Source organism: Virgibacillus sp. JSM 102003, assembly GCF_041949995.1.
In the GTDB taxonomy this organism is placed as follows: Bacteria; Bacillota; Bacilli; order Bacillales; family Amphibacillaceae; genus Lentibacillus.
In genome coordinates this window covers 127,234-153,151 of record NZ_JBHFQH010000003.1, presented here as the reverse complement: position 1 = coordinate 153,151, position 25,918 = coordinate 127,234, and the positions used below count along the sequence as shown (strand labels likewise).

Sequence of the window (25,918 nt, the reverse complement as noted above, 5' to 3'; positions counted from 1 at the left end):
TAGGGGTTCATCTTTGTAATCTATCTATCAAAAAAAAGGAGCAGATGGGGATGTTAGCAAGAAAAGAAATCTTAAACCGTTTTAAAAATGAAGTTAGCTCAGGAAATATCTTATTAGGGGTTGGCGCTGGTACTGGAATTACTGCAAAAAGCAGTGAAAATGGTGGAGCTGACCTGTTAATCATATATAATTCTGGCCGCTACAGAATGGCTGGCCGTGGCTCTTTAGCTGGGATTCTATCCTATGGAGATGCAAACCAAATCGTGGTAGAAATGGGTAATGAAGTATTGCCGGTAGTCCAAGAGACTCCTGTACTAGCAGGCGTGAACGGAACAGATCCATTTCGAGTCATGGATGTTTTCCTTAAGCAATTGAAAGATCAAGGTTTTAGCGGCGTACAAAACTTTCCAACGGTTGGTTTAATCGATGGAACTTTCCGTGCGAACTTGGAAGAAACAGGTATGGGGTATGACTTAGAAGTTGATATGATTCGAAAAGCACATGAATTAGATCTATTAACCACGCCTTATGTATTTGATGAAGAACAAGCGAAGAAGATGGCGAAAGCAGGTGCCGACATTCTAGTAGCACATATGGGATTAACAACAAAAGGAACGATTGGTGCGCAAACAGCTTTAACCCTTGATGACTGTGTCGAACGCATCCAAGGGATTGCAAATGCCGGGAAAGCAGTTAATCCGGATATTTCCGTCATATGCCATGGTGGTCCAATTGCAGAACCGGAGGATGCGGAGTATGTGATCAAACGAGTAGATGGCGTTGTTGGATTCTTCGGTGCCTCTAGTATTGAAAGATTTGCAGCTGAACGGGGAATTAAAGAACAATCATCTGCATTTAAAAAAATTAAAAAGTAACTATACGATTTCGTAAACAGATCTAGTCCTTATAGAGGGCTAGATCTATTTCTGCTTTATGGGAGGAATAACAAATGCTTTCGCTAGTCATAAGTGATATTCACGGCTGTCTCGATGAGTTTGAAAAGTTATTACAGGTTATTCATTACCGGCCGAATCATGATCAGTTGATTTTGTTAGGAGTTTATATAGACAGAGGTCCTAAAAGCAAAGAGGTCGTTCAATTGATAAAGAAGCTGACTGAACCCTATCATTGTGTTAAGGAGAAATCATGATGACCGCTTTGTCAGATTAATCGAACAGTCCAGTTTCACTGCTTACGAGACTTTTATCAACTATGGTGGATGTGAAACACTAGAGAACTATGGCCTGAAGCAAACGTCTTCTATTCAACATATAGCAGAATTCATTCGTCAGGAGTTTATGGATCATATCGAATTTCTGAAAAGCACACGATGGTATTATGAAGACAAACATTATATTTATGTACATGCAGGGTTAAATCCTGTTTTTAAGAATTGGAGAGACCAGCCGAAAGAAGATTTTTTCACCATAAGAGAAGTATTTCTTAATCAAAATACAGTGGTTAATAAACTAGTAGTCTTCGGCCATACCAAGACTAGAGACATCTATGGTTTAGATGCTATCTGGTTTTCTTCTGATAAAATAGGAATAGATGGTGATGCGCATATGGCGATCAATTAAACTGCCTAGAAATTGTAAATGGAAAAGTGCTGAATCAATATCATGTAGACTCATAATGTAATTTCCATTAACGCATTTAAGCAAAGCGCAAGCGCCTTGTTCACCCCCAACTAGCTTAAGTAAAGGCTATATGGTGACTTTTTCCACATAGAGCCTTTGCTTAAGACCTCGAGGGGGTAGCCGCTGGAGCTTGACATGGCTTCTGCTGACAGTGGATTTCTTAGAGCCTAAATTTTATACTTTCTTTCCTTAGAACGAAAAAGATGACCTCTGTGTAATACAGAAGTCATCTTTTTAATGTAGTATAGTAGACATAATTCTCTTAAAAATGTATATAGTGGAGATCCAACCCATTCATTCTCGTCTTTACTCTATAACAATTAAAGTGCCTGGGCTTCTTCATTTACAGAATCATCTTCTTCCTTTGTTTGCAGAAGGAAACCACCTAATTCAGAAAGATATCCTAATACAGCACCGCAAATAAGACCTATTACCGCACCGCCGAAATCAAATCCTGCAGCGAAATACGTGGAACACCCTATAAATGCTCCAGGTATAAAACTAAGCCATGATATACTTCCCTGAAAACACATGCCTGCTGCTCCAACTGCAACTCCAATTCCAAGCGCAACAGTAGAACCGACTAGTGGCCCTAAAAGTCCGGAAATCTGAATGATTAAAAAGCCCCAAATCACGCCGGTGAAATTTAATATTAAGGAGGTCTTTAACCCCTCTATTTTAGTCCCGCCTGCATAAAAGCTCGCCCATGATAAAAAACCTGCAAAAGTAATCAATCCTAAACTTGAACTTACTACAGTCCATAACCCCGCTAAAATGCCTACACTTATTCCAACTGCTGGTATAAAACCCATTAAATTCTCCTCCCTTTCGAATATAAAACTATTTTTATATATAAAGTCTTGACCAGTCCGCAATTACTAATATAAAGTTAATTATTGTTTAATCATTAACCACTCCTCTATTTCTCTATTTTGATAAGATGAAAGAAAACGTTTTCATTGATTACATTAATGATAACGTTTTCCGGAAGAGAAGTTAATGTTTTTATGTTTCACAAACTTGTCTTTATGTTACTTATTAATGATTTTCCTGGTGACTTTCTATAAAATCATATTTGAGGTTTAAGAAATAGCCCAAATAACGAGAGAAGATTTATGGGAATCTAAGCCGATTATGACAAATCACGAGTGACCTGGCTGCTTTCAATTGTCATTTGAGAATAATTAAATGCTAGTGGACTCCAACCATTTAACCACATTTTCATTACATTCCCCGACATGGTTATGGAATGGCCAAGCGCCAGCATACTTGCAAGCTTGTAATCATGCTTGAATTGGTTCGTTATTGTTCGATTTGTCATCCAATGATAAGCACGTATAATGACCTCCACGCATAACGGCGCTAGTGACATGGCAAGAAAATGATTAAAATTATAGCCTCCAACAGAATACATTCTCTCCGCTACCTCATTTAATTTCATCTTTCTTACAGTTCCACGGTCATTAATATCAATAGGGGTGTCAAAGGTTATCACTTGTGTCAGCGAGAAAAATGGTGGCACAATACTTCTTTTCGTTCCTATATCTATTATAAAATGGCTCAGTGTCTTAATAACTGCCATAAAAATATTCATTCCGTGATAATTAGGGTTATTTAACACAGCCAGCTTCCACTTTAATCAAATAATGAAATCGTTCCATTCATACTATTTATCACACCAAAAACAAGCTGTAATATTGGGTCATGTACAGGTGTTTTTAGCCTTTGAAGGTTACCATTTAATTTAAAATTATCGTTTTCCTCTATAATCCGTGAAAAGTTTTTTATTTTCACAGCATCATATGGGGTAATGGCCCACTCCTCTAACGCTTTGACTCTATCATTATTCTTCAGATCCAACGATTCCATCGCTTTGTTGATATTTTGTAGAAAAAACAGTAGAATTGTCTGACAGTCATATTCACTAGTAAATTAGTTAAGTTAGGAAGAACCGCCCCCACGCCTCCCCATAACTCTACCTAATCCTATAGATTATGGTGCTATAGTAGTATAGACATCCAGTTATATAGGATATAGCATATATATGTAAGTTAAATGTAAGCGTTAACATTAAGGTGAATCAATCCCCCTATGGAAAGGTAACATTAAGGAAAGGAGGACAGTTTTAGCTTATATTTAACTTGAATAGTAAATACTTCTTCTACATGAATTTTCCCAAGTGGGTAACTACAATGGGGAAGTTATCTTGTGTATTACTTTTGAAAAACAAAAATAGTCTTAGGCCATCCTAGAAAATCCTGTAGAGCCGAAATGATGATTTTAATAATTTTAATAGAGGAGTGGTTTTAAGTGAAAAGAGTAATAAGTATTTTGAGTATTATCACACTACTTACAACACTGGTTATCACTGGTCCAATTACTTCCTTAGCTAAAAAAGATGATCTTCATTATCCACCCAATATGAAAGCAAACCATGGTATGGTTCAGCGAATTATTGCACACATGACTCCAAAAGAAAAGATAGGGCAACTTGTAATGCCTTCCACCCATGATAACAATCAACAACTTCCTAATGAACAAACGAAAGAATTAATTCAAGAATATAAAGCAGGCTCAGTTATTGTCTATGGTAACAGGGATGCTGAAAAAACAGCTCAATATAATAATCAGCTCCAAGAATGGGCAAATGACACTGATTTAAGTATCCCATTATTTACATCTGCAGACTTAGAGTATGGAGTTGTTCAACATGTAACGGATGGTACGACATTCCCGCGTCAAATGGGTATCGGTGCAACTAGAGACCTTGATGCTGCCAAAAAAGTTGCTGAAGTAACAGCAGTAGAGTCAAGAGCTGTTGGTTTTAATTGGAACTACTCTCCGGTTGCTGACGTCAACACAAACCCGGCTAACCCAGTTATTGGCGTACGTTCTTTTGGTGAACAAACAGATCTAGTCTCAGAAATGACAGTAGCTCAAGTTAACGGTTATCAGGAAAATGGTGTGATTGCAACTGCCAAGCACTTCCCTGGTCATGGAGATACAAGTGTTGATTCGCATTACGGTTTAGCTTCGGTTACATATGACCGAGAAACGTTAGAAGAAATTCACCTTCCACCTTTCCAAGCTGCGATTGATGCAGGAGTAGACTCTATCATGACAGCTCACGTTATCATTGAAGCAATAGACCCTGAACTTCCAGGTACTTTATCTAAAAAAGTACTTACTGGATTATTACGCGAACAACTAGGATTTAATGGATTAATTGTTACAGACGCAATGTCCATGGATGCAATTGATGAAGAATGGGGCAGTGGTCGTGCAGCGGTTATGGCTGTTCAAGCTGGCGCAGACATCGTCATGGCTACAGGTACTTATGATCAACAGCTTGAAACATTCGACTCTCTGTTTTCTGCTTATCAATCAGGTGAAATTACCGAAGAACGTGTCAATGCTTCACTTGAAAGAATCCTAATGAAAAAGCTAGAGTATAAATTATTTGACAATCGATTTGTCGACGTTGAACAAGCGACAGAAGTCGTTAATACACCGGAACATAAAGATTTCGCAAAAGAAATCGCACAACAATCTATTACTCTAGTGAAAAATGATGGTGTACTACCTTTTGAGGAAAATGGTCAATCAACGCTAGTCGTTGGTCCACAAATCTACGGGGATGATTATTATATAAAAGATATTGTCGATGTAGTGAAACAACATACAAAAGGTGATGTAGAATCAATCATTACCTCTGGAAATCCTTCTGCTGCAGAGATTGCAGATGTTCTTGCAAAGGCAGAACAAGTAGACCGTATTATCGCACCTACTTTCTCTGCAAGTGGACTCTCTGCCGGACAAGGTGAGCTAGTCACAGCACTTGCCGAAATTGACAAACCAGTAGTAGCTGTTTCGCTAGGACTGCCATACGATGTTCAAAATTATGATGGTGTAGATGCATATCTAGCATCTTACGCAATCGAACGCTGGGGTTCACCAGTTCCTACCTCTTGGACTGCTGCCATCGATGTTATTTTCGGTGCTCAACCAGGTGGAAAGCTACCTGTAGCAATCGATGGTTTTTATGACTTTGGTATTGGCTTAAGCTACTAAAATTTAGACATAGCTGGTTATCAATTATGTATCTGTTATTAAGAGAGACTCGCCTCACTTAAGAGGTGAGTCTTTGTTTTTTCATTAGATTTAGAAGGAGGAAAAACTATTATATAAGAAGGTCTAGGGTAGGTAGCTGTTGCTACCGGTTTATTATTCAGTACGTTATTTACAGTACACGTAACTAGTGATACAGTCTTTGCAAAAGAGGATAGTCCGCCAAAATAAGATGTTTCTGTGTCCCCTATTCCACAGTCTATGGATAAGACCTGGAATGGGTTTCCTGTCACACCAAAAGTAGGGATTGTTACGAAAAGTGATACAGATGCCGGTTTAAAACATTACGGGATTCAATCACCACCCAAATAGTATTATTACACACCAACCATAAGGGGGCATTCCATGTCTCGATAAGAGCCTAAGCAATCAAGCTTTCACTCCGTATTATACGAAAGATTTCCGGAAATCATTTGCTTGAAAAACTTTCTGCCGTAGTAGATTTGAACATTATGATTAAAAAGTTCCAGCAAAAAAACCAGAATTATATGCATGTAGCTTTTTTCATGTAGGCACCCGCGGGATTCTACATGAAAGGTATCCATTACCTATATCTACTATGCCGTAAACAACATACCATTAGATCTCTTTCTGGCAAAAAATCCAATTGTCATTTAAATAGTTAACTTCTCCTAAAGATCATTGGAAACTTAAACTTAGATAGGAATAATCTTGTACTACACTCTCTAAAGCAGCAATACTAATTCTTTAAACCTATTATTATAAAATGCAAACATCAAAAAATGAAAGGGACAGTTCCTGAGGAAGCAAAAGAACCGTCCCCATGCTTCTCTGAACTCTATAACAAAATTAACTAATCATTAAATTCCACTGGCTATTAATCTAGTCATCTTAAAAGAAGTACAATACTTACCACTGTTCTTCCCCCCAGAGACATATCCACGTTAGGGTCTTATAATATAACATATTTTATTTTAATATGCGGGTTAACGAATGATTATTCCCCTTTAAATAATTATTCGTTTATATTAATTTATAAATATTTTATTAATAGTCTATTTGCTAAATATGTTCTTATTTTCTCATTTTTTGATAATTTAAAATAATTACGTTTATCAATTATCTCATAACCATATCGTTTTAATATATGCTTAAAACAGGTATTTATTAAATTTATCTCTATTGGTTCTATTTCATCTGTCCATCTGTTTAGATGTTCACTAGATAGCCCCTTAAACGATTTATTTGTTGTGCTATTACCATCCCAAATTTCCCCATTTACTGTTGGACGGAAAAGAATATTATCGCGTCTTATATTTGTGAAATCTATAATTTTATTAACATTTTCATTTGGGTATTGTACTAAATCTTCATATTTTAACACAAAGTAGTCGTCGTCTATCAAAACTTGATTTTTTTCTAAATAATAATAACTATTATACATAGATTGCATTATTCTTCTTAGATTTGGATATCCATTTTGAGATTTAGACTTTCTTATCGAAGTTATATTTGAGTAAGGGTTTCTAACAATATGAATAAATTTTGCTTTAGGAAACATTTTTTTTAAAAGTACTGCATATTCTGCATTTTCTACAGATTTTTCAATAATTCTTAAATTATCACTTAATTTTTCAGATCTAAGAGCATAATACATAGATTCAGTGAAATTCTCAATAGATTTCTTTAAGTTATTATATCCACTTATATTACTTAAATTTTGTTCAAGTAATTCGATATCCCAAAAGCCTTTAGTATTACTATCAGCATACAAATCTGCATTTTCATTTACATATTTTATCCATTTTATATAATTATCTTTAATCTCATTTTCATCCAAGGAACTAGTAAACTGCCTCCTTATTCCATAATCAATCCATAAACCATTATGTTGAAAGAAATGCGTTTCAATAGGAATCACAAAAAGTTGAGTATGACCATCAAATAAATTCCTTAAAAGACTTGTTCCAGATTTATGAGCACCTAAAATAAAAATTGGTTCTTGATTCATTTTATCCCTCTCTTATCACTAATTTTTCAATTCCACTCGAAATCCCTATTTAATAATGAATATAACTTTGCATTATGTGGCTTATAATACTCACGAAGGAACTCTCTAGTACTGTGATTAAGTTGTTCTGAATATTCTGTTTTATTTTGGGCTTTAAAACTTAATTTTTTATTTTTTTTAAATTTTAGATTTAGAAAAGAAAAAACTTCCTTTAAATAATACTCTGTTTCTTTATAAAAGCTATCTGATTCAATAAATAAAATTTGGTTTTCAGGAAAATAATGTATCCATTCTTTAATTTGCTCATAGTAATGCCCTCTTTTTAAATAGGATCTATACTTATAATAAAAATCAAATTCTTCTGGAATATTTTTAATATTTAGTTCTTCATTTAATGCATCCTTAAACGTCAAAGGATTATACGCGTTAGTTTTATTTGAATTTCTTTGAAAATTATATTGTGAATAAGCTCTATCGATAGGATTTCTTAATAGTACAACCATTTTCATATTGGGATATTTTTCATAAACTCTTTTTGCACACTTATGGTAAAATAAATAATCTGGTGTTGCCTCTCCTGTTATATGTCCATTTTGTAATTTTAACGGAAACCATGATTTATACCATGAATATCCCTTATGATATTTTTCACTAAAAAAATATAATTCTTTTTTTATAGGTGGTGTAAAATTTTCTGCATATTTTTCTATATACTTAAACAATGAAGTAGTACCTGCTTTTTGAGCACCTAGGATTAAAAAACTCGGGTTACTACCTAATCCTAAAGAACATAGAGGCCTTTTAATTTTAAACGGTATACTTCTTAATTGATTAATAAATATAGTCATTTGATAACCTCTTTTCTAATCAGTTTTTTTGATAATGTATTTAAAATCATTTTATCTTCTTTCGATAATCCCAATAGGTAATAAATCACACTAAAGATTATTAGAAACAAACATATCAAACCTGTTAATTGTACTAACCAATAAATGTTAAGCCAATAGTTTAACAAACCTATAAATGTGCTAGCAATAACGATTGCTAGTAACACCTTGATATAACTAAAATTATAAGGATGCATATTATGGTTTTTATACACTAAAAGCAATCGTAAAATATTAACAATTACAACAGATACTAAAGAAGAAAATGCAGCACCTTCTATGCCAAATTCAGGGATCAACATAATGTTTAAACTAACATTAACTACAACCGATATAATATTAATATACATTGCCTGTTTAGAATTACCTGTCATTATTATAATGTAACCCGCTGACCCTACACCTGCATTAACTACTTGACCTATAGATACTAAAACTAAAGCAAGTGAGCCTTCAATATAACTTTCGCCAAATAACTTCATTATACTTTCACTAAAGATTAATATTAATGAAAAAGCAACTAAATTGACTAATACTATCCATTTTGTAAATACTTTATACAAATTTAACAAACTATTCATATCATTTTTATGATACAAAGAGGATATTGTTGGAGCAAACATAGTATTAAATGCAACAAGTATAAAGCTACTTAAAGTTCCAATCTTTAATGCTATACTGTATATACCTACCTGGCCTTCACCAAGGAAATAACCAATCATCAGTAAATCAGATTTTTGACTAATTAATCCCAAGTAGCCAGTAAATAATAATGGTAGAGAAAATCTAAATAATTCCTTATATTTACTTAGCTTAAGTAAGCTAAGTTTACCGAATAGTCTAAGTTTGTAAATAATTATTACTAAATATATTGTTCCGATAATAACTCCTGTATAATAGGCAAAAGGTAAACTGTAATATTCCCCCCCGATAAAGAGAGTAACCAGAAGAACAAATATTTTTAATAGGGGGGCTAACAATTCCTGGTTAGTAACATAATATTTTATCTTATTAGTTCCACGAAAAACACCTTGAGAAAGTTGACTTAGTGCCATAAATATTAAAAGAGGGGACATTAATTTTACTAAATGATTTAAGTCTGGATTGTTCAAAAGTTTTCCAGCAATATATTCACTGTTACAATAAATTAATAAAACAATTATACTACTAAATAAAAACACTAAAAGAAAACTAAAGGTTATTATGCTATTTCGTTCCTCGTTTTTTCCCGTTTCATTATATTTTGGAATAAAGTATACCAATCCTTGTTGTAAGCCAAATAAAGCTAATATTGGAAAAAAACTTATAAAAGTAAAAATATACATAAATTCCCCGTATATTTCAGCGCCTAAAAAACGAGCAGCAACAATATTAAAAAGTAATCCTATTAATAGCCCTACAATTTTACCCATAAATACTAAACCTGATTGTTTAGTAACGTTACCTAATTCTTTATTCATATTATGTTCTTCCTATTAATTAGATTTATAAAGATCAGTACTTAAGCACTATACTTATTAAAAAAACTAATTTTTTATTTTTTCCTAAATAAAATTTGTAAGTGCATTTAAAATACTAAATATACTTCTCATCTTACCTGTTTCTTAAATAATTTCTCTTAGTTGCTCACGGCTCTTCTTATTGGTAATTTTATTGTTTAATATATAATCTCTCATTCCTATTAAAAGACTATCTTCCCTTACCATTCTATAAACTGCATCACATATGCTATTCTCAGTAAAATCTGTTAATAAGCCATTTCTTTCATCAACTATGATTTCTTGAGCAGCTGGATAATTTGTGCATATAACAGGTGTTCCAGCAATAAATGCCTCAGTTATAACCATCCCATATGATTCAAAATCAGATGAAAGTACTACCACATCTGCAGATTTCATATATGAATAAGGGTTTTCTTTCTTGCCTTCAAAAATTATCACATCATCTAATCCTTTTTCTTTAGATAAAGATTTTAACCAATCTCTATCTTTGCCATCACCAACAATATGCCACTGAAACTGGAATTCACCTTCTCTCTTTAACCTTTCGCAACAACTTATTATTCTATCAATACGCTTCTCATAATTTGATAAGCGAGCAACTGTAACTATATGAAAAACCTTTTTAGTGAATGGAGATTCAATATTAGATTGTTTTTTTATCCTATCTATATTAAACATGTTATACACAACTTTAGATTTCTTTTTATATTCTGGTATAATTTCATCAAATATTTCTTTACATGCATAACTTACATTTACAATAAAATCATATTTTTCATAAGTTTTTTGGCATATTTTATAAGAAAACCCTAATTTGTATGGATCACTATGAATCCATGCAATTTTTTCCTTAGACCGTGTACACTTCAAAACATAATCATTAACTCCTGTGAAATATGTTAATTTTCCTTCTTTCCAAATATCATTTGAATATGATATAGCAACATCATAGCTTTTCGTTTTTGGTGTAATATTTAGAAGAATACCAAATGTTGTTTTAGAGCCTAACATTCTAACTATAATTTTTATTATTGCACTTAACATTGCCTTGACAAAAGAGTTCCGTTTAATGAAATCCTTAACCGATGTAGAATATAAATTCATGAGGAAGGGCTCTTTACATACACGTAATTTGTTATTGCTTATATTATTTTCAACAAATTCACTATCTTTAAACAGTAGTAAATCAACTTCATATTCTCTGAAAGGGATTTCTTCCAGTAAGTTAATAAGAGATTGACGTATTCCACCTCCAGATAAACCGTTATTTACTATCAATATTTTTTTCATTTATAATTCTCCTAATTACTTATCATATTATCGAATATACAATATACACAAATATCAAACCTAATATATACAATTGATATATTTCTTTAAACTTCGTTATTTTATTTTCTCTCCCTCTAGCGATTAACAAGAAAATAAAAGGATAAATTAACACTAAATGTCTAAAAGTAAGGGATGCTAAAAATACCAAATAAAATAACAAAAAAGTTACTGAAAGTTTATCCAAGGGTTTAATGAACCCTTTAATTGCATAGGGAATTTGAGTAAGGATATATAATGTGCCAATTCCTATAAAAGTTGTCATCGAAGCATATGAAAATGCATAATCTCCAAATAAATATGAAAATGATGGATTTGGTTGAATAAACCCATAAATAAATCTTAAAAAGATTCCAAATGGTAATAATGGTGTGTCAGTAAATATACTTACTAAGCCAGATGTCTTTTCATTTGCCCTGAATTCTGCATAATTATCAACTTTATTTAACCCTTCACTAAAAATAGATGAAATTTCATTTAGAAATAATAAAGAAGTACAGGAAGTTATTCCTATAATAATAACAAATTTATATTTCTTAGGTACAAAGTCTATAAAGTTAATTAATGTAATAATGATCATTATATACATAACAAATGTTCGAACATAGAATTGTAAAACAATAGCAAAAATGACAAATAAGTAATATATAATTCCCTTGCCAGTTTTATTAACTTTTAAATGCGTTAATGCCCATATCAAGACAATAACTAAAAAACAAGATAATATATCGCGAAATGTATAACTTGCTAAGTAAAAAAAATTTGGAAATATAGAAATAGTTATTAAAAAACGTGTTTTTTCTTTTGAGGAAAAATTATATCCCTTATTGACTATAAAATACAGCATGTTTACTATGAATACAATTAGAAATACATTAAACTGCCTTGACATAAAGACATGGTATCCATCAAACAAATTCCCAAAAGAAATCATTTTAGATAAAATAAAAATATAAAGTGTAAGTTGCTTATAAAGGTCCAAAGGATTATTATTTAAGAACTCAAGTAATCCTATGTTTAAGCTAGTGGTATTAAAAGCTTGTTTCTCATAAAACAAGTCATCAGATCCTTGAGAGTTAAAATAAGGTACACCATGCTCTGCTATAAGAGAAAAGTACATTATTGATACAAATATCATCCCGAAAACATAAGAGAAATAAACAAATTTTATTCGATTTGCATTATAGCTAAATGTTATTATTCCTACCAACAATTGTATTAATAAGCCAAAGCAAAATACTGCCTGTGACTTCATTAATATAGAGTCTATAAGTATAATAATAAATAAAAGAACGTTACTTAGAATATGGTATACTAGTTTTTCTTTTTTTTTATTAATCACAATACACCTACTTCTATTTAGCTATCTATTAGCATTTGATTCTTCCACGAAAGCGTCTCTTCAGCATAACTTCTCATATTATTTATATAATTTGGATCTTGTCTTTTTATTCTTTCATAAGAATCAATTAAATATTGAATATCAACAGAGGAATCATTTGGAATCAATTTGATTAGATAAGAAAAATCTTCACTAAAACCAATTTCACTGTTTGAACCGGCAAATGGAATCCCACGTGCACAATATTCTTTTGACTTGAGTGTTGATATTTCAAAAAGTCCGACTCTATGTAACCCAAGACTACCAATGGCTATATGTGCTTGATTGAAATAAGTTAATAACTCATCCTTCGATTTTATCCCTACAAATTCCACATACTCTTCCATGTTTCTTTCAAACGTTAACCTTTTCCATTCATCCTTCATTGGCCCTTCCCCTATCATTATGACTCTAGCTTTTCTATCCAAATTAGAATTTTTATAATATTCATTTAATCCTTCTATTAACCTATCATAACCATGATAGTGATTCATTCTTGAAACAGTAATAATGACAAAAGAGTCATCTGCTCCCTCAAGTGTTTTCTTTTGGATTTCTTTACAATCTATACCATTACTGATATTTACTGCAGGAACACCATATATTTCATCTTGATTAGACCCCATTATACGAAACTGAGTGACATAATTCCTTAAGAACCGACCAAAAACAGCGTCTAGTCTACTTATTACAAATTTCCCCACCCCATACTGAAGGCCCCATCTTTCAATTGGATAGGTAGGTAGTTCTAAATAAATAGAATTAACATTTTTCTTCAATTGTCTAAGCATTAAAAGAAACCAAACATCTGTATAAGGGTATCTAATGTAGACCGTTTTAAATTGTAGTTGGGAAACTAATCTTTCAGATTCATCAAAAATACGAATTCTTCTTATTTTTTTTTTTGAATTACTAATTTCTTTAAATTCTTCTTTATTAATGTTATATAATACAATATCTTCATCTTTGTATGCCAATAACCAAACATCCCAACCATTTTCCATTAACGCTTTACATTGACCGAATATTTTTAAAGAAACGCCATCAGATGAGGACTTATTGCCAAATGCATTATTTAATGCTATATATAATAACCTCTTCATATAAATACTCCTAATATATATTATACTTACTTATTAGCCTGATAAGTGGTTTTATCCATTTTTCGATTTGCCCAATTAATTGTATTATCAATTATCTCAGCAGGGTTCCCTAAAATTATTGAATTGTCAGGAATTTCACCTCTTACAACTGATCCTGCACCAACAATCACATTATTACCCAGTCGACATCCTGGCATTAATATGGATCTAGTTCCTACGAAACAATTTTCGCCAACATATACATCTCTAACGAAATATACTTCTTTTTCTAATTCATGACCCGTTGCTTCTATTGCTCTCGAGATTGAATAATCATGTGTCAGAAATCGAACTTCACTTGATATAACTGACTTATCACCAATATGAATAACAGAGTAATCTTTACCATCAAAGGAAGTGTTAGCACCTATATAAATCGGTCTTCCTTTTATATCCATACCTTGTTGTTTTAAAAATTTTATATACATGTTCATATAAAGAGGATGATTAAAATATGCAATAATTTTAATTATTTTACCTTTAATCCATCTCGGAATTTTCCTGAAATTTTTTAGATTATTTCTTGCCATATAATTCACCTCCACCTATTCTAAAGCCTTAATAATATTGTTAATATAATGGGTTTCAAGATACTTTCCCATAACCTTTTGTCGATTATTATCTCCCATTTTTTTTATTAATTCAGGTTCATTTACAAGCCTAATAATCGATTCGGCAATATCTTGTATGTCTTGGGCCTCGATAAATACTCCATTTTTCTCTTCATTAATTACGTCAGGTATTCCACCATGCCTCGTGGTTATAATAGCCATTCCTACCGACATAGCCTCTAATATTGAAATTGGCTGTCCTTCTTGTGGATAAAATGTCGGTAAAATAAAAATGTCTCCTTCAAGTAACAAACTTTTCTTATCATCACCATTGACTACTCCCAAATATTCTATATAATTTTGCAAATTATTTTCTTTTATATAATTAAAAAATTGCTCTTTGTGTTCCTGTGTTACAAAGTTTCCAGCAAAAGTAACCTTACAATTCACCTTCTTTTCTGCCAATATTCTAGTGGAGTATAACAAATCAAGATAACCCTTAGATTTAATCATGTTAGATAAATAAACAATTTGAATAGAATTTTTACTTTTCAGGTTGGATAACTTATTATCAATAATTGAATCTGATAGTATAAATTGATTATCAACACAATTTTCTATAACACTTATTTTACCTTTATCTACTATTTCATCAAACATAGACTTTAAACTATCGCTTAAGACAATAAAAGAATCAGCTTTAGAATAATATTTTTTTATTAAAGTTTTGATTATCACATTAGATTTTTTATAAAAATTCGAGAAACCGCCACCATGTAAATGTAGCACAATCTGAGCATTATCAGCCTTTTTTAAGATTTGCCGTAATAATACGACATCTCTAAAGCTTCCAAAAGTTGATTGAGCAATAGTAAGATAATACGTACTTATACGATTTTTCTTCTGAATATGCTTTAAAACTCTTAAAGCATTTTTTAAAGTCTTAACTTTTTGAAGTTTAAATTTTCCGCTCATACCAACTTGTGACCCTGATAAATTTACCGGATATACGTTAAATACTTCATTACATTTATCTGACTTTAGAATTGTATCCAAAGCTTTGGTATTCCCATTTATAGGTGGCGGCAACGGCCCTATGATACAAACATTTTTCTTCAAATTAGATCTACCTTTCTCTGCAATCCATAGACTTTAATGCATTGATCAAAAACCTATGACTAGCAAAAGTATCTTCAATCACATTATTTTTAACTTCACCTTTTAATACTTTGTAAATAAACTCATACTCATCCTTAATACCCTTATCCTGTCTAAGCTTCACTTTAGTTTTCTTTATACTTCCATATTGATTCAATTTAATATAATTATCCAACTCGGCAACTGCTCCATTTGAAAAAACCCGGAGTTGCTCTTTAGGGTATTTTTTTGATCCCATAGATGTGTAAAGAATATTTCCAACAGCTCCAGATTTAAACTGCAGTATAATTATCGCATTATCCTTCTTAGGATAAGCTTCATTTTGAGCAAAATTCACATTAATGGATTGCAGTTCACTACCATCCAAATATTGAATTACATCAACAAAGTGGCATGCTTCCCCTATAATTCTGCCCCCACCAACTTTTTCATCCTGTGTCCAGTGATTTTCAGGGATATACCCCGCATTACAAATATAATTGTAAACTGCAGGTACTTTATCAGTTGATAGATTTTTTTTAATCTGTTGAACAAGTGGGGCATGTCTACGATTCATGCCACAGAATAATTCGCCTTTTGAATTTTTATACACTGCTTCTATTTTATCAAGTTCCTTAGTGGTCAAACAAAGTGGCTTTTCGCAGTAAACATGCTTTCCTGTTTCTAATGCCTCAATTATAAATTTAGCATGGCTATTATGTTGCGTTGAAACTACAATCAAGTCTACTTCATCATCAGCTAACAATTTAGTATAATCATTTGTTACATAATCAAATGGGAATACTTGCTTTGCCTGAGCTGCACCAATTCCTCCTGTAGTAGCAAGGGCTTTATAGTGATAAAGACCAGTACCCTTCATAATTGGTAGTATAGAATTCTTAGCAAAATTCCCGGCCCCTATTACGCCAACTGAAATTTTATTTTTATCTACTATCTTCTTAGCGCTAATAATAGTGTCTTCCCATTTAGACTCATTCCGAGTGTATTTTAATAATATACCAATATAATGCTCATTATTTTTATTGGTAGTTATCATTTCATAAGCCTCATCAGCTTTTTCAAATGCTATTTCATGAGTAATTAAATCGGCAAAATCTGCTCTTTTCTCTGCAATTAACCTGATAAATTCCTCAATATTACGGCCTTGTGTGAAACGAACGTGACCTATCGGATAATCAATACCTTTTTCCTCATAATTGGTATTATATCTACCCGGACCATAGGAACGAGCAATCTTGAACGTTAATTCCTTCTCAAAGTACGGACGTCTATCTATATTCATTTGAGTTACACCAATCATACAGATAGTCCCACGGTCACGAGCAATCGCTGCCGCTAAATCCATTGGTGCATTAGTATTTGCTGCTGCTGTTATGATAACCTTATCTACTCCTCTACCTTTTGTATGAGATCTAGTGATGTCTTCTGCATTTTCATCATTAGAATTAATAAACGTTTTAAGGTTTGTTGCCGGTAGTGATTTATCAACAACGTCATAACCAATTACATCACAACCATAGGCATTTAAAATACGAGAAGTAATATGTCCTAAAAGGCCGAGCCCAACAACTGCTATGGTTTCACCAGGAACAACATCTGCTTGATGAATTCCTTGTAATGCTATTCCACCTAATGCACATAATGCACCTTGGCGATAGTCAGTTAGTTTATTGGGTATCTTAGCTACTAAATTTTTATTCACACGGTTAATTTCACTATGGTAAGCTTGGCCAGCCATGGCGACCATGTCCCCCACTTCAACCTCTGTCACTCCACGTCCACATTCTATAACTTTCCCTACAGCTGAATATCCCATTGGCATTGGCTCATTAAGACGAGTGAAAGCAGCATCAACTGTTGTCAAAATACCATCTGTTGACATTTTTTCTGTAACTTTCTTAACCTGATCTGGTCTTTCTAAAGCTTTTTGAATTAAATTTTTTCCACCAAATGAAGTAAGGCCTCTTTCGGTTCCGGCACTAATGATAGAATAATGAGTTTCAACTAGTACATGATTGTCTTTAACGGTAGGATGTGGAGAATCTATTAAATTAACTGTACCATCGTTGACCATTAAAAATAATTGTTTCATTCAATATAACCTCTTCTCTCCAACATATATCTTTTAACGTCTAACAAGTTTCCAATACATCCGCGATTCTTTTACTTGCCATTCCATAGCCATATGGATTACTTGCTTGACTCATTTTTTCATATTCTGCTTTATCATCTAGTAGTAATTTGAAGTTATGGTAAATAACATCTTCATCTGATCCAACCAATTTCAATGTTCCAGCTGCTATACCTTCTGGTCTTTCTGTCGTATCACGCATAACCAAAACAGGTTTGCCTAAGCTTGGAGCTTCCTCCTGAATACCACCACTATCAGTTAATATTAAATGCGATCTTAAAAGGAAATTATGAAAATCCATTACTTCTAAAGGATCAATAATTCTTATCCTGTCACAGTTTCCTAGTATCTCGTTAGCTGCTTTTCTTACAACCGGGTTCAGATGAACAGGGTATATCGCCTTTATATCGGGATATTCATCTACTATTCTTTTAATTGCCTTTAACATTTTTCTCAGAGGTTCGCCAAGATTTTCTCTACGATGAGCAGTTATCATAATAAGTCTGCTATCTGTTGCCCAATCCAATTGATTATGAGAATAGTTATCTCTAACCGTTGTATTCAACGCATCAATGGCAGTATTACCAGTTACGTGTTTAGTAGATGAATTTTTGCCTTCTTTTAGAAGATTTTCCTTAGACATCTCTGTTGGTGTAAAATTATATTTAGCTACGATTCCAACAGCTTGACGATTAAAATTCCTCGGGAAAAAGTGAATAAATATTATACGTTCTAAGTCCTGCCTCTACATGACCGACAGGAATTTGCAAATAAAAACAAGCTAATGACGTTACAAAAGTTGTAGATGTATCACCATGAACAAGGACTACATCAGGCTTAATCTCTTCAAGAACTGCCTTCATCTTTTCAAGAATACTTATGGTTACATCGAATAGCGTTTGTTTTGATCTCAAAATTGATAAGTTATAATCTGGAACACATTGAAGGCGTTCAGAACTTGATCAAGATCTCTCTGTGTTGACCTGTTACACAAACAACCGTTTCTAAATTGTCTCTAGTTTTTAGTTCTTTAACAAGAGGACACATCTTAATGGCCTCTGGTCTTGTTCCAAACACAACCATTATTTTTTGTTCACCTTTATTCACCTACTTTATTCTATAGTTTATATACACTATCAAAGGTACAAATGTTTTTTGTATCAAGAACATGCTTATCCTTTATGAAATCCATATTATTCTTGATATGATCATGTCCTACCATGACAACGACTATCTCTATTTCATTCATAAAATCCTCAAAATTCATAAATTGGTGATCTACAATTCTTTCCTTTACAAATGGATCAAACACTTTAACTCCAAAGGCTAGATGGTCATCCATTCTTTCTAATAATTGCAGGGTAGGACTTTCTCTTGTATCGTCAACATTTTCCTTGTAAGCTAATCCATAAAGTCCTACTTTTGAAATGTCTTTAATATCATGTTTTCTCATAATATCTCTGATTCGTCCCAGTACGTGTCTTGGCATAGAATCATTTATTTTTCGGGCTGTTAAAATAAGATTAGTTAAATCTGGATAGTCTCCAACTAAGAACCATGGATCCACAGAGATACAATGACCTCCAACACCTGGTCCTGGTTGCATTATATTAACTCGCGGATGCATATTTGCAGTTCTTATAATCTCATATACATCCATATTATCTGTACGGCTAATCTTAGCTAACTCATTTGCAAATGCAATATTGATATCTCTATAAGTATTCTCAACAACCTTAGACATTTCTGCTGATCTTATATCAGTCACAATAATCTCTGCCTTACAGAAATTTGAGTATAACCCTTTTATTTTATTACCAACTTCAGGATCATCTGTGCCTATTGTTCTGGCATTGTTCTCAAGCTCATATATCATATTTCCTGGGATTATTCTTTCAGGGGCATGCATTACGTGAACATCTTCTCCGATAACATATCCTCTTTTCTCTATTTCAGGACGAATATATTTATCGGTTGTACCAGGCGAGATTGTAGATTCAATAATCATTACTGCGCCCTTTTCACAGACATCAAGAACACTATTCACTGCAGAAATAACATACTTAGGATCAAGTTTCTTGCTCTCTTTAATAAAGGGTGTTGGCACTGCAAGAATATACGTGTGTGTTTTCTGATATTCTGTTGAGAATTCAACTCCATTTGAAAGGGATTCTTTAAATAATTCCTCTAATCCTTCTTCTTCAAAAGTGAGTTTACCATCTTGTAATGAGTTTACTAGATTAGCATCGTAATCTGTCCCCACTACCTTAATCCCACTTTTCGCAAACATAAGTGCTGTGGGTAAACCTATATAGCCAAGTCCAATAATATTTATCATATATAAACCTTCTTTCACACAATTAACGTTCTGTTAATTCAAGCTTTATTCCTTCATTGAAACTTAATGGGTTATACCCCAAATCTTGCTTAGCTTCTTCATATGAAAAATCTTTATTTTCATTTAGTCTTAATACTTGTTCTGCCTTTAATTTAGGATTTTTTGACACTTTCTCATAAATTTTCAATAGATTGTAGCTTAACTTCATTGGTATGTGTAGCCTTAACACTTTTTTTCCTAAGGTCTCTCCTGTAATATCAACTACTTCATTGTAAGTTAGGGCCTTTGCACCAGAAATATTATAGACTTTCTTAATACTTACTGGTTTTTCATAAGCACTAACAATAGCAGTAGCTAGGTCTTTGACATAAACAGGTTGTTGCAAGTAGCTTCCTGACCCTAGTATTGGAAGTACTGGTACTTTTTTTAAAACCTTTACTAACCTCCACATATTACGATCTTTAGATGTCCCATAGATCATAGTTGGACGAATTATTGTATAGTCTAAGTTACTCTCTTTAATCAGCTTCTCAGCTTCAAGTCTAACACCTTTACTATCAGGATTTAGCTTTGTAAAGATGCCTGTAGTACTAACAAAGATTGAACGTTTCACACCTATTTCTTCACACGCATTAATTATACTCGGTGCATGTCCAAATCCAAGAGAAGCTATATTAATCAATGTTTCTTTCCCTTTAAGAGCTTCACAAATCGACTTATAGTCATCTAATTCTCCATATACATAGTTAACATTCTCACGTTTGATTTTTTCTAGATTACTAGTCTTTCTAACAAAACAAGTAACTTCATGCCCTCTATTTACTAACTCTTCTAAAACAAATTCTCCTAAAAAGCCGGTTGCCCCTGTTAATAAAATCATATGAATCTCCCTCTATGCTTCACTTAATAGTTTTAAATACTCTTTAGCTAACTTTTCTCTAGAGTAGTTTTGTTCAACGAAGGCAGGTCCACTTTCCTTTAGGTTTTCATATAATGCCTTATCGTTTTTAATTTTAACAATTGCATCCATTATTTCATCTGCGTTATCTGGTTTCACAACTTCAGCTGCTTTTGACCGCTCTAGGATATCTGCAGCTTCGCCTTCCAAACTAGCAACAATTGGAACACCACATGCCATTATTTCGAACATTTTTGAAGGAATGAATGTCTTAAACAATTCTATGTTCTTTAATGGTATTAGACTTAAATCGGAGGTGTTATAAAATTCAGCTATCTTTTCTTTTGGTTGTGAATCAATAAATGTAACATTATTAATTGATTGCTCATCAACAATATTCTTTAATTTATCTTTTTCGGCACCTTCTCCAATAAATATAAACTGAATATCCTTGTCTTTTTCTAAACCTTTTGCAACGTTTAATATTGTGCTTAAGTTCTGAGATATTCCATGCGCCCCAACGTATGATATAACAAATTTATTTTCTAAGTTATATTTTTCTAAAATCGATATATTTTTTTCTTTAGGATAAAAGAATTCTTGGTTAACGCCATTTGTTATAACATGTACTTTGTTACCATCAATGCCTCTACTGACAACATCTTCTTTAAATGACTTTGTCACCATGATTAATTTTTTGCTTTTTCTATAGAAAAACAGTTCCATCTTTTCTAATATGTTTGTTATGAATCCTTTCTTCATAACTCCCAGTTCAACCATTGCTGCTGGCCATAAATCTCTTATTTCAAGTATGAACGGAGCCTTTTTTCTTAGACTATACCAATAACCTGAAATAATTGAAAAGAAAGTAGGAGAACTTGTGACTATGACATCGGGACTTTTTATCTTTTTCATAGAAATTAAAACCGAAGAAAACATAAACGAGATGTGACCAAGCGTCTTTTTAATAAAACCTTTATTAGGTGTCGCATATACATAGTTTCTATGTATATGGATACCGTCCATTTCTTCAAGTTGATATTTTTTACCCTGATATTCACTTGGAATAATTCCATTTGGATGATTTGGAAAACAAGTAACGACATGTACTTCATTTCCTAATTCAACCCAGTGTTTAGCCATTTCATATATTCTTGCTGATGGGGCTCCTATTTCTGGAGGAAAGTAATGACATATAACAACTATTTTCATAACATATCTCCCAACTCATCAAAATTGATGATGTGTTCTTTATCATTAATGATGACTTTAAGTTCATTATCTGATTGAATTATTTCGTTTTCATCGGAACTCAATCCTATTAAATAACCAAAGCATTGCAGACTATCATTTTTTCCAAGTATTAAATGCTTATTTTCTTCTTTGACATTAAATTGTTCAGAATACCAGCCTTTCTCAATGTCAATTTCACTTGTCCCTACTGCCGTTATTTCAATAGAATTTTTGCCACTTACAACATGAACAGTATCATTATCGATAACGAATTTAGTAGCAGGAATAAAGTGTAAAAAGCTATTGATCTTTTCTTTATATACAGATTTAACATAATCCAAAACAATTATTGTGTTTTCGTCTATATGCCCAATATACCTCTTGTGCTTTGCTCCTTGATAGGAAACATACTCACCAACATAAAATTGAATATCTTTATAGACAAATTGTTTTCTTCTTATTTTCTCTAGTCGCTTAGCCACCCTGAAACTTCCCCAAAACTGTGACTGCTCTTGATTTGATACTGAAACAGTATTGTGAGCTTTGGTGCTTCTAAAATAATCTCTCCATTTACCATTCTCATATCTATATGTGCCGGAATTAACAATGACAGGTAGCCCGTTCATAGAAAGTTCAAAGCTCAAAGCATCACAGTGAGCATGTGCAGGTAAATAAGTCGGACAGATATCACCAGTATCAAAAATCAACTTTTTATACTGATCTTCAATAATGTAAAACCCGCTTTTCTCAAAGCTAAACTTATTTTGTGGTTCTAACGCAAAGTACAATCTACATGTTTCTAATAGACTTTTGTAATTCTTACTGATTCCATCAGTACTATCATTAAATTCTGGAGTCTTACCTAAACCATCTTCAATACTATAAGTTACATCTATCATCTTTTGAATGAAGTGAATTAGTTGATTATATATAAGATCATCTTTCAACCAGTAGGCTATTTTAATCAAATCTTCTAAAATTATCTTGTGATACATAGGACTTAACTCAAAATGCATTCCATCTTCTAAGATTTGTTCTTTTAGCTGCTCCAATAGTTCTCTTTTAAATTTTTCTTTTACCTTTGTTTCTTCGAAATAGATACTTCCGATTATGAGTGCTTTTATATTTTCAAAATAATGGTTTCCTAAAACATCCTTTTCAAGATTTCTTTGCAAAAATTTATACTGTAAATATAATGATTCCTTAAACCTTTTATTAAAATCATTATCAATTACAATTCTATCCTTGAATATCTGATACGTAGAAATCCAATTCGTAATTCTTAATGAAATCGTATATGAATGCCAACCGTCTCCAACAGCAAATGGATTGTAGTCTATCCAGTTATTGATTAAAGCCTTATATTTATCAAAGTATTGATCTGGGTTTTCCCCTTCGGAATATTCATAAGCTAGTTTGTATAAGTACTCAAAGTAATGTAAATTGTATCTCCACAAATGTTGTAGCTCCTTACTGTTCCATGCATTTGATAGCTTCACTTTATTTGTAATGTTTATGAATGTAAACTGACCATTAAAGATGCCATCAGTATCAAATCGCCTTAAGTACTCACGGCTAAATTCTAATTCAGGAACAAGATAATCAAAGGAATCCTTTACTTTTAATTCGTTCGGAACTTTTATTTTTAATAGTCCTTTTTTATACAATTCTCTTTTCAATCTATTAGATAATCTATAATATATCTGTGAAGGTTTGAGATACTTTATAGTGTTTACGTATAGTTTGATTTTATTGTCCATCTAAAAGCACCTCATCTTTCCTTTACTGTCTTAGTGATTTGCTTGTTTTTTTGTAGCAGCAATCTCGTTTTCATTTGCTGGCCTATTTCCACCTTCAATAACACCATCACTTTTAACAACACTAATGATAGTCCCAAAGAAACACTTTGCATCCATTAAGATACTCACCTTCTGAACATACTCACCATCAAGCTTAGCTTTCAACTCAATAGGAAGCTCATCCCTACCGTTAATTTGTGCCCATCCTGTTAGTCCAGTCGGTACATTATTAGCACCATATTTATCACGCTCAGCAACTAGGTCATACTGATTCCATAAAGCTGGTCTAGGACCGATAATGCTCATTTGACCAATAAAGATATTCCAAATCTGTGGGAGTTCATCAAGTGAAGTCATTCTCAAGAATTTCCCCACCTTTGTAATGTATCGTTCTGGATTATCCAGCATATGTGTAGGGGTGTCTTTAGGCGTATCTATTCTCATAGTACGGAACTTCAATATATGGAAGTGTCTTTTATAAATTCCAACTCTTTTTTGCTTAAATAACACCGGCCCTTTAGAATCTATTTTAATTGCTAGAATTAAAAGTATAAATATTGGAGAAAGAACAATAAATCCAGTTAAAGAAATAATGATATCTAACAATCTTTTAGTCTTCATGTACAATTCGGTCACACTCCCTAAGGTTTTTAGTAGGTTAGTACTTAATTCCATTTAATTCATCAAACAAACTACTAACCTACTAAAGTTGTATGTTTTTAATCAAATACTAAACAGGGCATCAAACAACACCACACTACTGACAATAAATGTCTAAGGTTTAAATGACTTAAACCCACAGCATAGCCGAGTACCTCCATTTATATAGGTAAGAAGACATCACCTAATTAAAAAACGGAAATAAGGGTAAATAGATATGTAAGAGCGACTACTTATATAGCCGGTTACTTTCTATTTAACCCTCTTTCAAGTTACAATTTCTTTTATACATTTAACGTACGATCTTTCATCAATTGCTCTAAATAACTGTATAACTCTTCCTTAATTTCATCATTACCCAATGCCATCTCAATCGTCGTCTTTACAAACCCTAACTTCTCCCCAACGTCATACCGCTTACCTTCAAAGTCATAAGCATATACTTTCTGCAATTCATTCAACTTCTGAATCGCGTCGGTAAGTTGGATTTCTCCACCTGCCCCAATTTCCTGCTTATCCAGAAAACCGAAAATCTCTGGATTAAAAATGTATCTTCCCATAATAGCAAGATTTGATGGGGCAGTTCCTTGACTAGGTTTTTCTACAAAGTTGTTTACCTGATAACGTCTACCCTCAATTGTATTAGGGTCAACAACACCATAACGATGTGTCTGATCTTCTGGAACTTGCTGCACACCTACAATGGAACTTTGTGTTTCTTCATACTGGGTAATTAACTGCCTTAATGCGGGTGTTTCTGCCTTAACGATATCATCACCTAAAAGTACTGCAAATGGCTCATCACCTATAAATTTACGTGCACACCATACCGCATGTCCTAGTCCTTTAGGCTCTTTTTGTCTAATGAAATGAAGATCAACATTCGAGGCGTAGTTTATTTTATCTAATAGCTCAAATTTTTCCTTTTTCATAAGATTGTCTTCTAACTCAAAGTTGTGATCAAAGTGATCCTCTATTGCACGCTTTCCTTTACCTGTAACAATAATTATATCTTCAATACCAGATTCAATTGCTTCTTCAACGATATATTGAATGGTAGGCTTATCTACAATTGGTAACATTTCTTTTGGCATTGCTTTAGTTGCTGGTAAGAATCTAGTACCAAGTCCAGCTGCCGGGATGATTGCTTTTTTTACTGTTTTCAAATT

At 32.7% G+C, this 25,918-nt stretch carries 22 protein-coding genes and 1 pseudogene; 4 read left to right on the top strand and 19 right to left on the bottom strand.

What is annotated here, in order from left to right; all coding sequences use genetic code 11:
- Positions 1–50: 50 nt before the first annotated feature.
- From ACE1TG_RS04820 to ACE1TG_RS04810, 3 genes are all read left to right on the top strand, one after another.
- The gene (locus ACE1TG_RS04820; RefSeq protein ID WP_375051228.1) at positions 51–875 is read left to right on the top strand and encodes a phosphoenolpyruvate hydrolase family protein; all 825 of its coding nucleotides are present in this window, start codon (positions 51–53) and stop codon (positions 873–875) included.
- Between the two features lie 74 nt (positions 876–949).
- Entirely contained in the window at positions 950–1,150 is a 201-nt protein-coding gene (locus tag ACE1TG_RS04815) for a metallophosphoesterase (protein WP_375051227.1), read from the top strand.
- Positions 1,131–1,580 carry a serine/threonine protein phosphatase gene (locus tag ACE1TG_RS04810; RefSeq protein ID WP_375051226.1) on the top strand — a complete coding sequence of 150 codons (450 nt, stop codon included), beginning with the start codon at positions 1,131–1,133 and terminating at the stop codon, positions 1,578–1,580. The genes ACE1TG_RS04815 and ACE1TG_RS04810 overlap by 20 nt, the downstream gene beginning before the upstream one ends.
- A gap of 380 nt (positions 1,581–1,960) precedes the next feature.
- Here the strand turns inward: ACE1TG_RS04810 and ACE1TG_RS04805 are convergent, their stop codons facing one another.
- The 3 genes from ACE1TG_RS04805 to ACE1TG_RS04795 all read right to left on the bottom strand — a co-directional run bounded on the left by ACE1TG_RS04805 (position 1,961) and on the right by ACE1TG_RS04795 (position 3,509).
- Positions 1,961–2,452 carry a DUF1097 domain-containing protein gene (locus tag ACE1TG_RS04805; protein WP_375051225.1) on the bottom strand — a complete coding sequence of 164 codons (492 nt, stop codon included), beginning with the start codon at positions 2,450–2,452 and terminating at the stop codon, positions 1,961–1,963.
- A gap of 320 nt (positions 2,453–2,772) precedes the next feature.
- Positions 2,773–3,234 (bottom strand): hypothetical protein, encoded by a 462-nt coding sequence (locus ACE1TG_RS04800; protein ID WP_375051224.1) that lies wholly within the window; start codon positions 3,232–3,234, stop codon positions 2,773–2,775.
- A gap of 41 nt (positions 3,235–3,275) precedes the next feature.
- Entirely contained in the window at positions 3,276–3,509 is a 234-nt protein-coding gene (locus tag ACE1TG_RS04795; RefSeq protein ID WP_375051223.1) for a hypothetical protein, read from the bottom strand.
- 441 nt (positions 3,510–3,950) lie between these two features.
- Here ACE1TG_RS04795 and ACE1TG_RS04790 point away from each other — a divergent pair, with 441 nt between their 5' ends.
- Positions 3,951–5,711: a glycoside hydrolase family 3 protein gene (locus ACE1TG_RS04790; RefSeq protein WP_375051222.1), complete on the top strand. Its 1,761-nt coding sequence runs from the start codon at positions 3,951–3,953 to the stop codon at positions 5,709–5,711.
- Between the two features lie 1,051 nt (positions 5,712–6,762).
- Here the strand turns inward: ACE1TG_RS04790 and ACE1TG_RS04785 are convergent.
- The 16 genes and pseudogenes from ACE1TG_RS04785 to galU all read right to left on the bottom strand — a co-directional run bounded on the left by ACE1TG_RS04785 (position 6,763) and on the right by galU (position 25,915).
- On the bottom strand, positions 6,763–7,740 hold the full coding sequence (locus ACE1TG_RS04785; protein WP_375051221.1) for a sulfotransferase family protein: 978 nt from the start codon (positions 7,738–7,740) through the stop codon (positions 6,763–6,765).
- A gap of 26 nt (positions 7,741–7,766) precedes the next feature.
- Entirely contained in the window at positions 7,767–8,588 is an 822-nt protein-coding gene (locus tag ACE1TG_RS04780; protein WP_375051220.1) for a sulfotransferase domain-containing protein, read from the bottom strand.
- Positions 8,585–10,087, bottom strand: coding sequence for a flippase (locus ACE1TG_RS04775; RefSeq protein WP_375051219.1), 1,503 nt, complete (start codon positions 10,085–10,087; stop codon positions 8,585–8,587). The genes ACE1TG_RS04780 and ACE1TG_RS04775 overlap by 4 nt, the downstream gene beginning before the upstream one ends.
- A gap of 144 nt (positions 10,088–10,231) precedes the next feature.
- Entirely contained in the window at positions 10,232–11,419 is a 1,188-nt protein-coding gene (locus ACE1TG_RS04770) for a glycosyltransferase (RefSeq protein ID WP_375051218.1), read from the bottom strand.
- 22 nt (positions 11,420–11,441) lie between these two features.
- On the bottom strand, positions 11,442–12,800 hold the full coding sequence (locus tag ACE1TG_RS04765; RefSeq protein WP_375051217.1) for a hypothetical protein: 1,359 nt from the start codon (positions 12,798–12,800) through the stop codon (positions 11,442–11,444).
- Between the two features lie 17 nt (positions 12,801–12,817).
- Entirely contained in the window at positions 12,818–13,942 is a 1,125-nt protein-coding gene (locus ACE1TG_RS04760) for a glycosyltransferase (RefSeq protein WP_375051216.1), read from the bottom strand.
- A gap of 26 nt (positions 13,943–13,968) precedes the next feature.
- Complete coding sequence (locus ACE1TG_RS04755; RefSeq protein WP_375051215.1) at positions 13,969–14,511, bottom strand: acyltransferase; 543 nt, start codon at positions 14,509–14,511, stop codon at positions 13,969–13,971.
- 15 nt (positions 14,512–14,526) lie between these two features.
- Positions 14,527–15,651, bottom strand: a complete 1,125-nt coding sequence (locus ACE1TG_RS04750) for a glycosyltransferase family 4 protein (protein ID WP_375051214.1) — start codon at positions 15,649–15,651, stop codon at positions 14,527–14,529.
- Positions 15,652–15,658: 7 nt separating this feature from the next.
- Positions 15,659–17,782: a bi-domain-containing oxidoreductase gene (locus ACE1TG_RS04745; protein WP_375051213.1), complete on the bottom strand. Its 2,124-nt coding sequence runs from the start codon at positions 17,780–17,782 to the stop codon at positions 15,659–15,661.
- 40 nt (positions 17,783–17,822) lie between these two features.
- Positions 17,823–18,904, bottom strand: a pseudogene (wecB, locus tag ACE1TG_RS04740) (non-hydrolyzing UDP-N-acetylglucosamine 2-epimerase).
- A 34-nt stretch (positions 18,905–18,938) separates the two neighbouring features.
- A complete protein-coding gene (locus tag ACE1TG_RS04735) occupies positions 18,939–20,159 on the bottom strand; it encodes a nucleotide sugar dehydrogenase (protein WP_375051212.1) in 1,221 nt (406 codons plus the stop codon).
- A gap of 22 nt (positions 20,160–20,181) precedes the next feature.
- Entirely contained in the window at positions 20,182–21,039 is an 858-nt protein-coding gene (locus tag ACE1TG_RS04730; protein WP_375051211.1) for an SDR family oxidoreductase, read from the bottom strand.
- Between the two features lie 12 nt (positions 21,040–21,051).
- Positions 21,052–22,269, bottom strand: a complete 1,218-nt coding sequence (locus ACE1TG_RS04725; protein WP_375051210.1) for a glycosyltransferase family 4 protein — start codon at positions 22,267–22,269, stop codon at positions 21,052–21,054.
- Positions 22,266–24,050 carry a heparinase II/III domain-containing protein gene (locus tag ACE1TG_RS04720; protein WP_375051209.1) on the bottom strand — a complete coding sequence of 595 codons (1,785 nt, stop codon included), beginning with the start codon at positions 24,048–24,050 and terminating at the stop codon, positions 22,266–22,268. Before ACE1TG_RS04720 ends, ACE1TG_RS04725 begins: the two co-directional genes overlap by 4 nt.
- Before the next feature lie 30 nt (positions 24,051–24,080).
- Positions 24,081–24,716: a sugar transferase gene (locus ACE1TG_RS04715; protein ID WP_375051345.1), complete on the bottom strand. Its 636-nt coding sequence runs from the start codon at positions 24,714–24,716 to the stop codon at positions 24,081–24,083.
- Between the two features lie 317 nt (positions 24,717–25,033).
- Complete coding sequence (gene galU / locus ACE1TG_RS04710; RefSeq protein ID WP_375051208.1) at positions 25,034–25,915, bottom strand: UTP--glucose-1-phosphate uridylyltransferase GalU; 882 nt, start codon at positions 25,913–25,915, stop codon at positions 25,034–25,036.
- Between the last annotated feature and the right edge of the window lie 3 nt (positions 25,916–25,918).